General features: G+C 35.6%; 14 protein-coding genes and 1 pseudogene. 1 reads left to right on the top strand and 14 read right to left on the bottom strand.

Annotated features, from left to right (window positions below; all coding sequences use genetic code 11):
• Positions 1-146: 146 nt before the first annotated feature.
• The 12 genes and pseudogenes from J6L95_RS08050 to J6L95_RS07995 form a co-directional block, all read right to left on the bottom strand.
• Positions 147-968: a Cof-type HAD-IIB family hydrolase gene (locus J6L95_RS08050; protein ID WP_029070560.1), complete on the bottom strand. Its 822-nt coding sequence runs from the start codon at positions 966-968 to the stop codon at positions 147-149.
• Complete coding sequence (locus J6L95_RS08045) at positions 958-1,746, bottom strand: Cof-type HAD-IIB family hydrolase (RefSeq protein WP_287458745.1); 789 nt, start codon at positions 1,744-1,746, stop codon at positions 958-960. Before J6L95_RS08045 ends, J6L95_RS08050 begins: the two co-directional genes overlap by 11 nt.
• Positions 1,747-1,817: 71 nt before the next feature.
• Positions 1,818-3,131 (bottom strand): annotated as a pseudogene (locus J6L95_RS08040) (replication-associated recombination protein A).
• 33 nt (positions 3,132-3,164) lie between these two features.
• Entirely contained in the window at positions 3,165-3,914 is a 750-nt protein-coding gene (trpA, locus tag J6L95_RS08035; protein WP_035885308.1) for a tryptophan synthase subunit alpha, read from the bottom strand.
• Positions 3,907-5,091 (bottom strand): tryptophan synthase subunit beta, encoded by a 1,185-nt coding sequence (gene trpB / locus J6L95_RS08030; RefSeq protein WP_029070556.1) that lies wholly within the window; start codon positions 5,089-5,091, stop codon positions 3,907-3,909. Before trpB ends, trpA begins: the two co-directional genes overlap by 8 nt.
• A complete protein-coding gene (locus J6L95_RS08025) occupies positions 5,082-5,654 on the bottom strand; it encodes a phosphoribosylanthranilate isomerase (protein ID WP_074688546.1) in 573 nt (190 codons plus the stop codon). Before J6L95_RS08025 ends, trpB begins: the two co-directional genes overlap by 10 nt.
• Entirely contained in the window at positions 5,644-6,423 is a 780-nt protein-coding gene (gene trpC, locus J6L95_RS08020) for an indole-3-glycerol phosphate synthase TrpC (protein ID WP_287458743.1), read from the bottom strand. Before trpC ends, J6L95_RS08025 begins: the two co-directional genes overlap by 11 nt.
• Positions 6,420-7,454 carry an anthranilate phosphoribosyltransferase gene (gene trpD, locus J6L95_RS08015; protein ID WP_173438710.1) on the bottom strand — a complete coding sequence of 345 codons (1,035 nt, stop codon included), beginning with the start codon at positions 7,452-7,454 and terminating at the stop codon, positions 6,420-6,422. The genes trpC and trpD overlap by 4 nt, the downstream gene beginning before the upstream one ends.
• Positions 7,451-8,017: an anthranilate synthase component II gene (locus J6L95_RS08010; protein ID WP_029070552.1), complete on the bottom strand. Its 567-nt coding sequence runs from the start codon at positions 8,015-8,017 to the stop codon at positions 7,451-7,453. The genes trpD and J6L95_RS08010 overlap by 4 nt, the downstream gene beginning before the upstream one ends.
• Positions 8,017-9,477 carry an anthranilate synthase component I family protein gene (locus tag J6L95_RS08005; protein WP_029070551.1) on the bottom strand — a complete coding sequence of 487 codons (1,461 nt, stop codon included), beginning with the start codon at positions 9,475-9,477 and terminating at the stop codon, positions 8,017-8,019. The genes J6L95_RS08010 and J6L95_RS08005 overlap by 1 nt, the downstream gene beginning before the upstream one ends.
• 415 nt (positions 9,478-9,892) lie before the next feature.
• Positions 9,893-11,269 (bottom strand): GH25 family lysozyme, encoded by a 1,377-nt coding sequence (locus J6L95_RS08000; protein ID WP_287458740.1) that lies wholly within the window; start codon positions 11,267-11,269, stop codon positions 9,893-9,895.
• Between the two features lie 218 nt (positions 11,270-11,487).
• Positions 11,488-12,831: a GH25 family lysozyme gene (locus J6L95_RS07995; RefSeq protein ID WP_287458739.1), complete on the bottom strand. Its 1,344-nt coding sequence runs from the start codon at positions 12,829-12,831 to the stop codon at positions 11,488-11,490.
• A gap of 137 nt (positions 12,832-12,968) precedes the next feature.
• Between J6L95_RS07995 and J6L95_RS07990 the strand changes: the two genes are divergently transcribed.
• Positions 12,969-13,901 carry a hypothetical protein gene (locus tag J6L95_RS07990; RefSeq protein ID WP_287458738.1) on the top strand — a complete coding sequence of 311 codons (933 nt, stop codon included), beginning with the start codon at positions 12,969-12,971 and terminating at the stop codon, positions 13,899-13,901.
• An 8-nt stretch (positions 13,902-13,909) separates the two neighbouring features.
• Here the strand turns inward: J6L95_RS07990 and J6L95_RS07985 are convergent, their stop codons facing one another.
• Both J6L95_RS07985 and J6L95_RS07980 read right to left on the bottom strand, forming a co-directional pair.
• Positions 13,910-15,109 carry a sensor histidine kinase gene (locus J6L95_RS07985; protein ID WP_029073221.1) on the bottom strand — a complete coding sequence of 400 codons (1,200 nt, stop codon included), beginning with the start codon at positions 15,107-15,109 and terminating at the stop codon, positions 13,910-13,912.
• On the bottom strand, positions 15,102-15,779 hold the full coding sequence (locus tag J6L95_RS07980; protein WP_029070546.1) for a response regulator transcription factor: 678 nt from the start codon (positions 15,777-15,779) through the stop codon (positions 15,102-15,104). Before J6L95_RS07980 ends, J6L95_RS07985 begins: the two co-directional genes overlap by 8 nt.
• Positions 15,780-15,854: the final 75 nt, after the last annotated feature.

The raw sequence follows: 15,854 nt of genomic DNA, 5'->3' as shown, positions 1-15,854 counted from the left end.
TAGGCATCTGCCAGCTGCTTCAATCACTTCATGAATAGCCTGTCTTATTTCTTCTTGTCTTTAACGAACTCTTTCATAATTCTACTATATAACGATTCTATTCCATTATCAACAATTATACCTAGAATCAAAAAAGGCCGTGAAACTCACGGTCTTTTCAAGTATAAATCAAAGATATCCTTGATTCCATCATGATCATTATCTCTTGTAATAATATCAGAAATCTCTTTGATCTCTGTACAGGCATTCTCCATAGCGACAGATAACCCTGCTTTTTTGAGTATGCCTTCATCATTGTAAGAATCACCAATCGCAATAGTTTCTTCAATAGGCAGATCAATGAGCTCACAAAGCTTCAGTAATCCATTTCCTTTATCAGTATCCAACGGTGATATTTCAATTGATGTTTCATCTGAATAAGCTAAAGTAAGTGGATAATCTTTTAACTGATTATAAGTCATTTCTCTTTCTTTATCGTTAATATGATAAATACAAATCTTCATGACTTCCCCTTGATGATATCTAATACATTCTTTCATATCTTCAACAGGGACAGATACACGATCAAATAGATCCTGATAAGCACCCATACGATAATATGAAATATCTTTAAGATGAGAACCATAAACAAAAGTATCATCTTTAGTAAGAAGCTGTATCAATACATCCTTCTTAGTAGCCATAGAGATGATTTCATTTACAAGTTCATCTTCCATGCTTCTTAAATAAATATAATCATTCTTCTTGAAATCATAAAGACATCCCCCACTTAAGAGTATGCCATAGCTCAATGTCTCAAGTTCTTCCTGATAATCATTCAATTCCTTAAGACCTCTTCCAGTAGAAAGACAAACATAGACGCCTTGTTCATCAGCTTTCTTCATTGCCTTATAAGAAGAAGGCAGAATATCTTTATGAGAGTCAAGCAATGTACCATCCATATCCATTGCAATAAGTTTATAATTCATCCTTAATCCACCCAAAATGTACACAAGCATTGTAGATTCCATCATGATCACATGATGTTGTGACATAGCTTGCCCTTTCCTTTAGTTCATCAATCGCATTTCCCATTGCAATAGAAGTCCATTCCTTCTTAAACATTGATAAGTCATTCTTTTCATCACCAAAGACAACAACATCTTCAATGTTGCCATGAAGGTGTTCAACCATCTTTCTTATTCCTTTTGCTTTATCGCTAGGTTCAACAAAGATATATTCTTTGTGGAACCTGACCCACGGTACAAGATTCAAAGTCTTCAGCTTATTCTCATCTTCCTTCTCAATAGCAATATAGACCTTATAGATTTGATCATAATCACGGGGATTAAGATGTTCTACACGTTTCGTTTTCATATAAAAATCATGAGTTGCTTCATAAAAACGATCATCAGGTGCTAATCGTCTGACTTTATTATCTGGAGAAAAAGCCCAGGGAATATTCTTTTCCTGACATTCTTCAATTAAGGCTACACAGTCTTCAAAGTTTAATGGTTCAATGCCTATCAGCTGATCTTCAATGGTAATACCATTACCCCCATCACTGACCATGTTATGGAAATGCATATTTTCCATCATCTCTTTAGCCATCGCATAGCTTCTTCCTGTTGCAATAGCCACAAAATGTCCTGCTTCTTTTAATTTCTCTAATGTATATTTAGTAGATTCAGGAATATATTGTCTTCCTGGTTGCCCTACTGCCAATGTCCCATCAATATCAAAGAAAAAGTATTTTCTTTTCATCATTGCCTCACTCCTTCAAAAACTATCATACCTCAACATTTCTAAAACTGTGGTGTCTTTTCAAATAAAGAAAGCTATTTACGATGAGCTTTCTTCCATTCCTTAATACGCTTAAGTCGTTCACCGTACTGACTTTCAAATCCCTGCTTGGTAGGTTCATAGTAGACACGATCTTTTAAGCTGTCGGGAAGACACTGCATAGCGGTCATCTTTTCTTCATAATCATGTGCATACTGGTAGCCTTCTCCATAATGAAGTTCTTTCATCAGTTTTGTAGGAGCATTACGAATAGTAAGCGGCACTGGTTCTGCGACCGTCTTTAAGGCATCCTTCTTGGCTTTTTCATAAGCTTTATATAAAGCATTGCTTTTTGGCGTTAGTGAACAATAAACAACAGCTTCACTTAAGTGAACTGAACATTCTGGCATGCCTATAAAATGACACGCCTGATAAGCGGCTACGCATATTTCTAATGCCTTAGGATCAGCCATTCCAATATCTTCACTCGCAAAGCGTGTCACTCTTCTAGCGATATAGAGCGGATCTTCTCCAGCTTCAAGCATACGGGCCAGCCAGTATATGGCCGCATCAGGATCAGAGTTCCTCATTGACTTATGCAAAGCAGAAATCAGATTGTAGTGTTCTTCACCTTTCTTATCTTAAAGCAAAGCTTTTTTATTTGTAACCTGTTCAACAATCTCATCAGAGATGACAAGTACACCATCCTTTTCTTCACTGTTAAGAATACACATTTCTAATGAAGATAAGGCACTTCTTGCATCTCCATTAGAAAAAGTCGCAATCGCATAAAGGTGCTTCTCATCGAGCTCAATCTTTTGATTATTGAATCCCTTAGGTGAATGCAAGGCATTCTTTAATAGTGTCACAATATCTTCATTAGATAAAGGATGTAGAACAAAAACCTTGCAGCGAGATAATAACGCTCCGTTCACTTCAAATGAAGGATTTTCTGTCGTTGCCCCGATTAGAACAATGCTGCCTTTTTCAACAAAAGGCAAAAAGGCATCCTGCTGTGCTTTATTGAAACGATGAATTTCATCTACAAAGACAATGGTACGTACACCATATTTACAATTTTCATCTGCTTCCTTCATGACTTTACGAATATCCTTGATACCACTTGTGACCGCTGAAAAAGTAATAAATTCAGAATGTGTCTGGTTAGCAATTATTCTTGCCAAAGTCGTCTTGCCCACCCCTGGTGGTCCCCAGAAGATCATAGATGTTATACGGTCATTCTCTATCAAAGAAGAAAGCACCTTATTTTTGCCAATAAGATGCTTCTGTCCAACAAAGTCATCCAATGTTAATGGACGCAACCTTTCTGCAAGAGGCTGCATCATATCAAAGTGTTCATTCATTTTCATCACCACTTCTATTTTAACATAGAATACTTTTTATTATACAGTTTTAATCGCGTCCTTTAATGATTTCACATAATCATAAAGTGGTTCATGTTTACCAATTCGCTTAACAATAGCACTTCCTACGATAATGCCATCAGAAATAGCAGCCATTGCTTTAGCCTGTGATGGTTCATGTATACCAAAACCAATAGCGACTGGTACATCAGTTACACTTCTGATATCACCGATGATGTCTTTCAAGTTATCAGAGAACTGATCTCTTTCACCAGTTACGCCTAATGAAGAGACGAGATAGATGAAGCCTTCGGCTTCTTTAGCGATCATCTTGACTCTATCTCTAGATGTTGGCGCAATCATTGAAATGATATTCACATCATAATCACGTGCTGCTTCTTTTAATTCTTTTTCTTCAAATGGCATATCAGGAATGATTAATCCATTAATGCCTACTTCATCACATCTTTTTAAGAAGGCATCATAGCCATAATGGAACAATACGTTCGCATATGTCATAAAACATAGAGGAACAGAAACGTCTTCTCTTAGTTCTTTAACCATTTCAAAGATTTCATTCACCTTAACACCATGAGTCAAAGCTCTTAAGCTTGCTTCCTGGATAATTGGTCCTTCAGCTATAGGATCACTAAAAGGAATACCAATTTCTACAAGTGTAGCACCTGCATCCACAATTTCTTTAATATTCTCTTTAGTCTTTTCTAATGTAGGATCTCCTGCAGTTACAAAGGCAATAAGTGCCTTATCCTGAAATGCGTCTTTAATCATGAAGATCTACCCCCTTATATCTAGCAATTGCGGCTACATCCTTATCTCCTCTACCAGAAAGACAGATAATGACAATATCATCTTTATTCATATGAGGTACAATCTTTAATGCATGTGCCACAGCATGAGCACTTTCGATAGCACAGATGATTCCTTCTTCTTTAGCAAGGTATTCAAAAGCACCAACGGCTTCATCATCAGTAACTGGTACATAACTTGCACGCCCTGTTTCATATAGGTTCGCATGTTCAGGACCAATGCCAGGATAATCCAAACCAGCAGAAATAGAATACACTGGAGCAATCTGTCCATCTTCATCCTGACAGAACAATGATTTCATGCCATGGAAAATACCAACTTCCCCTTTCGCAATCGTAGCTGCATGCAGCGCTGTTTCAACACCTTTACCAGCAGCTTCACAGCCAATAAGCTGGACAGAGGGTTCATCAATAAAGTTTCTGAACATTCCCATTGCGTTAGATCCACCACCAACACAGGCCATAACAGCTGTTGGCAAGCGTCCTTCTTTTTCTAGGATCTGTTCTTTTGCTTCTTTAGAAATGATACTTTGGAAATCACCGACCATCATAGGGAAAGGATGAGGACCCATAACTGAACCAAGAACATAAAGTGTATCATCCACTCTCTTCGTCCACTGTCTCATCGCTTCATTGACCGCATCCTTTAAAGTCATTGTCCCAGTTGTAACCGGATGAACCTTAGCTCCCAACAGTTCCATACGATATACATTAAGAGCCTGACGATCAGTATCTTCCTTACCCATATAGATTTCACACTCTAATCCAAGCAAAGCAGCCGCTGTTGCGGTCGCAACACCGTGCTGCCCGGCTCCAGTCTCCGCAATGACTCTTGTCTTGCCCATTTTCTTGGCCATCAGACACTGACCAAGAACATTGTTGATTTTATGTGACCCAGTGTGGTTTAAGTCTTCTCTTTTAAGATAGACCTTAGCTCCACCAAGATTTTCTGTCATCTTCTTGGCATAATATAATAGCGAAGGTCTTCCGGCATATTCTTTAAGAAGTGTGTTTAATTCATCATTGAATGCCTTATCGTTCTTATAGAACTCATACGCTTCTTCTATTTTATGTATTTCATGCATTAATGTTTCAGGAATATACTGTCCCCCAAAACGTCCATATCTTCCTACTTGCATCTTACTCTCCTTACAATATCTATAATTTTTTCTCTATCTTTTTTTCCATCTGTTTCTACTGATGATGAAAGATCTATTCCTACAATTGGTAAATGTGATAGTTCTTCAATATCGTCAATGCCTATCCCACCCGCAAGAAATGTGGGTTTATTGACTTTTATCAATGACCAATCGAACTTCTGTCCGCTACCTGGATTGATGTTATCAATAAGATCAAAATCACAATCATAGTGTGTTGAATCATCCACATGTCTTGCTTTTATAATGGGCACGCGACATGTCTTTTTATAATACTCAATATCATCCTGGCTCTCATGTCCATGAAGCTGAATGATATCGATAATGCCTTCTTTTACAAGGTTGACAATATGTTCTCTTGGCTCATCTACAAAGACCCCAACACTTTTAATATGCGTATCAAGTAGTGATTTAAGCTTTTTTGCCTGTTTATCAGAAACTTGTCTTCTGCTTTTTGCAAAAACAAATCCGATTAGGTCAGGTTTGGCTTCATTGACATAAGCGATATCTTCTTCTCTTGATAAGCCACATATCTTAATTTTCATTTTCTTTACCCTTTAGCATATTTAATGTCTTTTGTTTATCAGACGATCTCATCATTGTTTCTCCAATCAATAAAGCATTCGCTCTTTCATATTGAAGAACCTGTTCACGAGTTGATATGCCGCTTTCACTCACAATGATCTTATCATCAGGAATTAATGAAGACATTGTCATAAAGCGCTGATCTACCGTAAAGTCCTTGAGGTTTCTGTTATTGATGCCAATAATATCTGCTCCTGCTTCAACCGCAATCTTGATTTCCTCTTCGTCATGAGCTTCTACGAGAACATCAAGTGATAAATCATGGGCATATTTTATATAATCCTTTAACTGTTTATTTGAAAGAATCGCCACAATAAGCAGGATCGCACTTGCACCATTAGCTCTTGCTTCATCAATCATATAAGGATCAATAATGAAATCCTTTCTTAATAAAGGAATATACACTTCCTCAGAGATATCTTTAAGATAGTTGATGTCGCCTAAAAAGAAATCCGGTTCAGTTAATACTGAAATAGCATCTGCACCAATGGCTTCATACTCCTTGGCAATAGCCTTGTAAGGAAAATCTGGGGCAATGAGTCCTGTGCTTGGTGAGGCTTTCTTCACTTCTAAAATGAAGGATAACTCTTCTTTAGCAAGAGCATCCTTGAATGATGCTTTTGGCAAAGGTGAAGATAATGCGTTCTTTCTCATTGTCTCTTCATCAATATGAGATTTACTCTTTTCTAATCTTACTTTTGTTTTTTCTACAATATCATCTAAGATCATGCATCCACCTTCTCATTGGATAATGTGATATATCTTTCCAATTCAGCTGTGGCTTTTCCAGTATCAATCATTTCTGCAGCCATCTTGATACCTTCTTCTAGACTATCGGCTTTTCCACCTACGTAAATAGCAGCTCCGGCATTCATTAAGACTGCATCTCTTTTTGGACCTTGCATTGTTCCATTAAGGATATCTCTTGTATATTGTGCATTGACCTTGGCGTCGCCACCTTTTAGATCTTCTTTATTGCCACGAGATAAGCCGAACTGTTCTGGAGTGATTGTATAAGAATTTAATGTGCCATCTTTAAGTTCACAGACACTCGTTGGTGCCGCAATTGAGATTTCATCAAGTTTATCTTGACCATAGACAACCAACGCTCTTTTTGCGCCTAGCTGTTTTAATACTGCAGCAATTGGTTCTACCAAGTATTGATCATAGACACCTAATACATAGTAATCAGGCTTAGCAGGATTAGTAAGTGGCCCTAAAATATTAAAGACAGTTCTAAATCCTAGTTCTTTTCTGATTGCTCCTACATATTTCATAGCACTGTGATAGCATTGTGCAAATAAGAAACACATATTGGCCTGATCTAACAGTTTCACTGCTAATTCTGGGGACTGTTCAATATTGACACCTAATGCTTCCTGACAATCTGCAGTACCAGATAATGAAGAGGCAGCACGATTGCCGTGTTTAGCAACCTTGATGCCAGCTGCTGCTGCCACAAGTGCACTTGTAGTGGAAATATTGATACTCATCGACTGGTCTCCACCAGTTCCGACAATTTCAAGAACATTATCAAAATTATGATTGAGGGCTGTCGCATGTTCTCTCATAGCCATAGCACAACCAGAAATTTCTTCAATTGTTTCTGCTCTTGCAGATTTAGTAGACAATGCGGCTAAGAATGCCGCATTTTGTGTAGGCGTTGTATCACCGTTCATGATTTCATTCATAACGCCATAGGCTTCTTCGTAAGTTAAATCTTCTTTATTTACAATCTTAATAATCGCTTCTTTGATCATTTTGATATCTCCTTTAAGAAGTTTTGTATAATTACCTTTCCACCCTCACTCATAATAGATTCAGGATGGAACTGTAAACCATAGACTGGATATTTTTTATGCTTTACAGCCATAACTTCACCCTCTTCGCTTAATGCGATCACATCCAATGTTTCTGGAATATCTTTTCCTACTAGACTGTGATAACGGGCTACATTCAATGTTGAAGGAAGTCCTTCAAATAGTGGATTTTCATGAAGAATAATAGTTGAAGTCTTGCCATGCATGCACTTTAATGCATGAACAATCTTCCCACCAAAAGTTTCAATGATAGCCTGATGTCCTAAACAGATTCCCAGCATTGGCACTTTATCATGGAATTCTTCAATGACATCTTCAATTACTCCTGCATCATGTGGCCTGCCTGGTCCTGGTGAAAGGACAATGGCTTTGGGATTAAGTTTCTTGATGTCTTCTACGCTCATTTCATTATTTCTGATGACTTTAATGTCATCGTAATATACACCAATAAGGTGGTAAAGATTATAAACAAAGCTATCGTAATTATCGATCAGTAGTATCATTAGTCGATTCCTCCACTCGCAATTTGTAAAGCTTCCACAATCGCTGATGCCTTTTGCTGACATTCACGATATTCATTTTCAGGTACACTATCATAGACAATACCTGCACCTGAGCATACATACACCTTATTTGATTTCTTGTAAGCTAATCGAATACCGATGCATGTATCCATATTGCCATTAAAATCAAGATATCCAATAGCACCACCGTAGATTCCACGTTTCACTGTTTCTAATTCATTAATAATCTCACAGGCTCTAATCTTTGGGGCTCCTGATAATGTGCCAGCCGGCAACAATGCACCAATAACATCAATAGCATCATTGCCTTCTTTAAGTTTTCCTTCTACAACTGAGGCCATATGAATGACCTTTGAGAACTTCAGGATTTTCTTGTAATCAATGACTTTAACACTGCCCATCTTGGCCACTCTTCCTAAATCATTTCTTCCTAAATCGACGAGCATATTATGTTCAGATAGTTCTTTTTCATCATGAAGAAGATCTTCACTTAACACTTTATCTTCCTTGGCATCTTTTCCTCTTTTTCTTGTACCAGCAATTGGGAATGTATAAAGCTCATCTTCAGTTAACTTTACTAATGTTTCTGGTGATGAACCAGCCACTTCCATAGAATCTGAATAGAAGTAGAACATATAAGGAGAAGGATTAGTCGTTCTTAAGACACGATATGTATCAAGAAGACTTCCTGAACATGTTGCTTCTAATCTGTTTGCTAATACAACCTGGAAGATGTCTCCATCTCTTATGTACTGTTTACACTTTTCTACACATTGACAATATTCTTCTTTAGTGAACATTGAAGTAAATTCACTCTTTAATCTTAATGGCTCTTCAAAGTCTATATATTCCTTCTTGATCAAATGTTCAATTTCTTCAATATGACGACAAGCCTTGTCGTAATCTTCATCGATGTTATGGGCATCAATCTGTGTGATGATCATCAATGTCTGACGATAATGATCAAAACAGATAATATCCGAGAATAGCATCAAGTCCACATCCTTGAAATGTGAAGCTTGCTTCTTAGGCCATTCAATAGAAGGTTCCTGATATTTCATATAATCAAAAGCAAAGAATCCTACAAGTCCTCCAGTTAAAGTAGGAAATCCTTCAAGCTTATAAGATTTATTTTCTTTAAGAATCTTTCTTATTGCTTCATTGGGATTTTGTCTTCCCTTATCTTTTCCATCTACAAATAGACGACTGTTATTACATGTGATTTCATGTTTAGGATTGCATCCAATAAATGAATATCTTCCCCATTTATTCTGATCCTCATGACTTTCTAGAATAAAGCAGTGATCTGAAACAGATTTTAACTTTTTTAATACGCTAATTGGTGAGAAAAGATCAGCGTAGATTTCTTTCTTAATAGGGATGTAATTTTCATCTGTTATTGGCAATGCCTTCATTTCTTCTAGTGTGGGTGTAAACATAACTTCCTCCTTCTTATACAAAAAACCGTCCTGAAAGAATACTCTTTCAAGGACGGTTACTCTCAAACCGCGGTGCCACCTTGATTCACTAAACAGTGCGCTTATGTGGTTCCATCAAACCACTTTCTCTTTACGCGAGAATCACGTCAAAGAATACTCGGTCAACCCTTTCACTTTGCCCTCTGTGGTCCATTTAATAGATGACTACGATCTGCTTCCACCATGCGAGACTCTCTGTGCGCGTCTTTTCTATTTTTATCTCCACGTCATCGGTTTTGTTGTAAACATAATAATATAAGAACTGTAAGGCGTCAAGAAAAAACAGTAAAAAAATAGTCGTTCCCAAAACAAAATAATATTATTTGTATTTATCCTAATTTCTATAACAAAAATAACAACCGTCATGTGACGGTTGTTATAAATAGCGATAATTCATGTCTATAGCTTTGCTGCCATTAAATGATACCTTAAAGTTTTCCCCTGTCTGCCAAATATCTGGATAATATGTTTTATTATTATATTTAAATGTAGGAATCATCGTAGAATTATTGGCAGAATCAAATTGATAATTAGCTAACCATCTAGAAGCAAACTGATTAACGAAATATTCATCCTGAAGATAGTCATTATACCAAGAACGTGATGCATAAATACCAATGTTATTGTAGCCTCGTTTTAATAATACATTAATAAAAGCCTGACAGATTTTCTTCTGGAAAGCAGCATTCTCTTTCATTGCCTTTGAGTCATTGCCTTCACTTACAAGTAAAGCAGAATGCTGTTCAAGATCCAAATAGATTGGAAGCTTAAAGAGCTTCATAGAAGACTTGTAGCTATCAAGTGCATCAGCCATCGCTGTAGCCTGCATCTCAGCATGTTTTTCAGTCATCTTTCCACTTCCACTATTTGATTGAAGATACCAATAGAAACCATATTTAAGTCCAGCTGCTTCACAGCCATCAATATTCTTCTTTAAGTTAAGATCAACACCTTTAGCATTCGTAGTCGTACGTTTCTTGTAGCCATTTCCTCCACGAATCACAACGAAATCAATCCCATTTCTTTTTGCAGATTTATAATCGACTGTCTTATTATGATGTGAAACATCAATACCTACCTCTACATTTTTAGAATCTTTAACAATAATGTCCTTACTCTTATTAGACTCAGTATTCTTAATTGTAGCTTTCCCTTCACCAATTGGCATGACTAGACCTGTAGATGTATCAACCAACGCTACGCTTGGCTTACTTGATACATAGGCCCCATTTCCACCAAGTTCTTTACCTAGTTTGACTGTCTGTCCAACATACATGATACTAGTAGTGGAACGTTTCGCCGTATAGCTAGTCTTTGGCTTTGAAGTTATTAAATTACTTGAAGAAGTTGTCTTGCTTGTCGTTGAAGTACTTCCAACGACAACCTTGCAATCATAATTCTTGTTCCGATAGACAACACGTACGGATGCTTTTCCGTTCTTCTTTGCTTTAATAGAAAACGTATTTTTTACTTTACTTACTTTTTTGACTGTATAAGTACGCCAAACTTTCTTTTTTACATATTTCTTTTTGACCTTCTTATAGATAGTCACTTTCTTTTTCTTTTTTACATACTTTGTTTTTGTTTTCTGTGTAACAGATACTATTTTAGTGTTAGTGGATCTTGCAACATGAGAAGCAGAATGATTAATCTTAAAAGTAAAAGATTGACCCACCTTCATTGTCTTCTTAGTAACACTTAATGAGATTCCGGCAGCTTGTACATTTTGTACACCTACGATAGTAAGTGCCATCAAAAGGCTCAGACATACACTTAGACATCGTTTAAAACTATTCACGGCTATCACCCCTCTATTACCCTTATTAAATCATAAAGTCGATTTTTTTAAAATAAAAAGTCTATATATACGACAATTTTATTACTTTTATTGAGGTTCACTTAAGTTAATTTGCTTTTATGCAAATTAATATTAAGGATAAAAGAAAAGATACACTTTCGTGTATCTTCTTTTTATTGATAAAGATAGTTCATATCTACATAAGTAGAACCTGTACCAGAGATACGGAAACGACTTCCTGTCTGCCAGATATCTGGTGTAATTAGTCTACCATTATAGTAGAACTGTGGTGTTTGTGCTCCTTCTTTTGAAGCATAGTTATAATGTGCAAGCCAATGACTTGTGATTCCTTCTTCTCCTACGTCCACTTTGTTCATGAAATAATCATTTTTTAAATAATCCTTATACCAGCTAGTAGAGGCGTAGATTCCAATATTCGTAAATCCTTTTTCTCTTAGTTTTGCTTCAAAGATCTGACACATCTCTTTCTGGAATTCTGCTTTTGTGTTTTTTGAACCAGACTTTAATAATGCTGAATGCTCTTCTAAATCAATATAGATTGGTGTATTCTTTTCAATATCAAGACTCAATAGTCTGCCAGCAAATCGTTCTCCTTGTAGCTTTGCATCACCGCTAGACATCAATCCATTGGTACTGCTGTTTAAATACCAATATAATCCAATTTCCATGCCCGCAGCTTTGGCACCTTCAATATTTTTCTTTAAATTTAAATCAATAGAACTTTTATCAGTTGTACCGTATTTACGACAGCCATTGCCACCTCTGATAATCGCAAAATTAATATTATTCTTCTTTAATGTCTTGAAATTGACAATCCCGTTATGTCTTGAAACATCTACGCCAACCTTTACATCACCACTTGATTTTACATTAATTTTAATCTGGCTCTTTACCTTATTATTAACTTTACGATAAATAATACAAGATCCAGAATGAATTGGCATAAGTAGACCGCTATACTCATCTACTAAAGCAACAGCCTGATTGCTTGTCCAATATCTAGAATCAGATGTATGAGATAGTCTAGATGCCAAATTATAAGTATATCCCACAACAGTATTTAACTGTGGCTGATAAACTGCAACATGACAAACAATCTTATTCTTTCCATATGTTACACTTACATCAGCACTTCCTGCTCTTTTTCCTGCTAAGTAGAAGCTGTTCTTTACAATTACTTTTTTCTTCACTGTAACCTTGCGCCAAACTTTTTTCTTTTTCCATTTACCGCGTACTTTCACTTTAACAGTAACACGTTTTCTCACTTTGACCTTTTTCGTCTTTTTAACTGCGGACACTTTGACAGCACCAGAAGAACTTTTAGCATGACCTTTCTTGCTTGTCCCTTTTAGTTTTAATGTATATCCGCTGCCTACATAAATTGTCTTAGAAGTTGCACTTAATTTCACTGCCGCATTGACATCATTTACAGGAATAAATCCTACGACCATAAATACACTTAATAATGAAATGCATAATTTCCCTAATAATTTCATCACATCATCCCCTTTTACTAGTATCTTACTCTTAGTGACTTAAATGAACTTAAAATATTATCATGAATAGATTTTTATATTTAGACAAGCTTTCTTTTTTAAATCTATGTTATAATGAATCACAAAAGGAGATTATCATGAATAAAATTATCATATATGCTAAAACAAATCATAAAATATTTGATTTATATCTTGATGATGATACCATTATCATCAATTGTCTATTAACAGATTATTCTTCTATTCAACAAGAAATGCAAAGACTATTTCCTGATTATCATTACATGCATTATGTAGATTATACTGGAAGTGTCGTTTCATCTTTCTACAGTGCAAATGCTGCTGACTATTCTTTTAATAACGATTCATCTTTCAATGATTATTCTTTTGATGAAATATACACTCCCTCAAAAGAAACAGATAATCATGAAAGAGAAAAACTCTATTATCGAATCAAGGAAGATATCAGACAAATAAAAAAACCACAAGCTAAACCTCACAAGAAGAGATTATCTGCTTATGGAATAGTTCTCATTATGACCATACTGCTCTTAATTGGATCACAATCATTAGTCATGATTTCTACATCTCATTTAAAAGCTCATGATAAATATCATATTTATCGTGTATTCAATGGCTATATGTTCAAGGAATACTTCAAGATAGGAGTAGAGCCTAGACAAATACCTGATGAGCTTATCGCAAAATATAAGCTTGATATTAACAAGAATTTATATGTTGGATTAGATGAAAAGTTAAATATTATAGATTTGTCCTATAAGTCAAATTTAGATCATTACTATTCAGTTACATTTCTACAGAACAATCATCGTTACTTCTATGCACCTAAAACAATAAAATGCCCAAAGGATTTCCCTTCCAATGAACATTTTGCCTACGTCAATAACAAGTCAGAAATCTTTTCTAGCACTCAACTCAGTAAGCTAAGAGCTGACTCTTCAAAGAAAGTTACATTCTACTCAACAATTAGAAAATATCTATTGTTCATAGTTTTATTCTTGATGATTTCACATTCTAATATTACTACTACAAATAAAAAAGCAGCCTAGGCTGCTTTTTAAATTCTATTTGGCAAGATAACAATCATAACCAATGATTTCTCATCTGATGTAGTCGCATTGATTTTTCCTTTATGTGCTTCAACTACACTTTTAGCAACAGAAAGCCCAATACCATACCCTCCTGTTTCAGAGTTTCTTGATTGATCAGAACGATAGAAACGATCAAAGAGCTTAGGCAATTCTTCTTTGCTGATATGATCGACTGTATTATAAACAGTCAACACGATAAACTTCTTTTGTCTTTCTAAAGAGACATCGATTTTTCCATGATCAGAAGAATACTTGACCGCATTATCCAATAGAATATTAACCAATCTTTCCATGTTCTTCTGATTACCTTTAAAACTGAGATGTGGCTCAATGGTAATTGTCATTTCTTTCTTCTGTGTTTTAGCTACACTTTCAAATGATTGACATATTTCAGTAATAACATCTGATAACGGGAACTCAATCATTTCATAATCAGGATTTTCATCTAGCTTAGATAAGTAGATAAGATCTTCTGTCAATTGCTTTAATCTTGAAGACTGAAGGAAGATATCATTCAAGAATTCATTATCATCTCCAAACTTCATCTTTAAGACTTCCGCATCTGCTTCAATAACGGTAATAGGTGTCTTTAAATCATGACCAGCATCCGCAATAAAGTTACGCTGATTTTCATAGTTGTCTACAAAAGGCTTAATCACTTTTCCTGATAAGATCACAATAAGGAAAATAAAGAGAACGACCCCTAATACTACAAAGATTATTGATAAATTGACAATGTCAAAGAAATCTTCAAGTGAATTCTCTATATCCAAGAAAATAATATAAGTAGAATCCCCTCTCTTTGATTTTGTATAACGATAATGACTAATAAAATCTCTCTTCTTTTTACTATGATAAGCCTTTAATCCATATTGTTCGGCTTTATTGTTAACAATTGTTCTTACTCTTGCGGTATTGATTTCTACAAGTTGACCTTCATTATCATAGACAACAACAAAATATCGTGATGCATAAGGAATTTCACTATTATCTACAGCAGACATTTCATCCTTGTAATACTTTTCAAGAATGTTCAATGTTCTCACTTGTTTTCTATCCATTTGAAGATAATTTAATCCATCCAGAATACCAACAAACAAGATAACAATAAGAAGGAGTGCACTGATGGCACTCAAAATAAACTTTCTTCTTAATCTGTTAATCATCGCAAGGCTCCAAAGAATAGCCTGTATTACGATAGGCCTTAATCTTCACATCCGCATGTAGCACTTTTAGTTTCTTTCTTAAATAAGAAACATAAGTCCATACAAGATTCTGTTCTGCATCACTTTCATATCCCCATATTTTTTCAATAAAGAAATCAATGGAATAGACACGTTTAGGATGTGACATAAACTGTTCCATCATCTGGAATTCTTTATTGGCCAAATGGAAATTACCTGCTGTTGAAGACAACTCATGAGTGGACTTATCAAGAATTATATTTCCCACTCTTAGTGTTGTATCAGGTTCTGCAAGCTTGACTCGTGACATAGCACGAATACGGGCAAGCAGTTCCTTTGGTGAAAATGGTTTTGTAAGATAATCATTGGCACCAAGATCTAATCCTTTTACACGATCATCCACCCTTGAACGTGCACTTAAAATAAGAACTGGTATCATGTTTCCTGATTTTCTAATGCTTTCTAATACTTCAAATCCATCCTTCTTAGGAATCATGACATCCAAGATAATCCCATCATATATTTCACTATTTGCAAAAGCAATGGCATCTTCTCCATCATAGACTGGATCAACACTGTATCCATTGTCTTCAAGAATACTGCATAACGCTCTTGAAAGTGATTTTTCATCTTCTACTAATAACAGTCGCATAAGAAACCTCCCTGTTAATATAAGTATAACAATTTTACAAAAAAAGAAAAGTGCATCTCAAGAGATGCACAATCT

Origin of the sequence: Kandleria sp. (assembly GCF_017934775.1) — a bacterium.
Taxonomy (GTDB): domain Bacteria; phylum Bacillota_I; class Bacilli_A; order Erysipelotrichales; family Coprobacillaceae; genus Kandleria; species Kandleria vitulina.
This window is presented reverse-complemented; position numbering and strand designations above follow the sequence as displayed.

Coding starts and splice junctions, on each gene's coding strand:
- J6L95_RS08050 (WP_029070560.1), bottom strand. CDS start 968: ATGAATTATAAACTTATTGCAATGGATATGGATGGTACATTGCTTGAC.
- J6L95_RS08045 (WP_287458745.1), bottom strand. CDS start 1,746: ATGATGAAAAGAAAATACTTTTTCTTTGATATTGATGGGACATTGGCA.
- trpA (WP_035885308.1), bottom strand. CDS start 3,914: ATGATTAAAGACGCATTTCAGGATAAGGCACTTATTGCCTTTGTAACT.
- trpB (WP_029070556.1), bottom strand. CDS start 5,091: ATGCAAGTAGGAAGATATGGACGTTTTGGGGGACAGTATATTCCTGAA.
- J6L95_RS08025 (WP_074688546.1), bottom strand. CDS start 5,654: ATGAAAATTAAGATATGTGGCTTATCAAGAGAAGAAGATATCGCTTAT.
- trpC (WP_287458743.1), bottom strand. CDS start 6,423: ATGATCTTAGATGATATTGTAGAAAAAACAAAAGTAAGATTAGAAAAG.
- trpD (WP_173438710.1), bottom strand. CDS start 7,454: ATGATCAAAGAAGCGATTATTAAGATTGTAAATAAAGAAGATTTAACT.
- J6L95_RS08010 (WP_029070552.1), bottom strand. CDS start 8,017: ATGATACTACTGATCGATAATTACGATAGCTTTGTTTATAATCTTTAC.
- J6L95_RS08005 (WP_029070551.1), bottom strand. CDS start 9,477: ATGTTTACACCCACACTAGAAGAAATGAAGGCATTGCCAATAACAGAT.
- J6L95_RS08000 (WP_287458740.1), bottom strand. CDS start 11,269: ATGGCACTTACTATCGTAGGTGTACAAAATGTACAAGCTGCCGGAATC.
- J6L95_RS07995 (WP_287458739.1), bottom strand. CDS start 12,831: ATGAAATTATTAGGGAAATTATGCATTTCATTATTAAGTGTATTTATG.
- J6L95_RS07990 (WP_287458738.1), top strand. CDS start 12,969: ATGAATAAAATTATCATATATGCTAAAACAAATCATAAAATATTTGAT.
- J6L95_RS07985 (WP_029073221.1), bottom strand. CDS start 15,109: ATGATTAACAGATTAAGAAGAAAGTTTATTTTGAGTGCCATCAGTGCA.
- J6L95_RS07980 (WP_029070546.1), bottom strand. CDS start 15,779: ATGCGACTGTTATTAGTAGAAGATGAAAAATCACTTTCAAGAGCGTTA.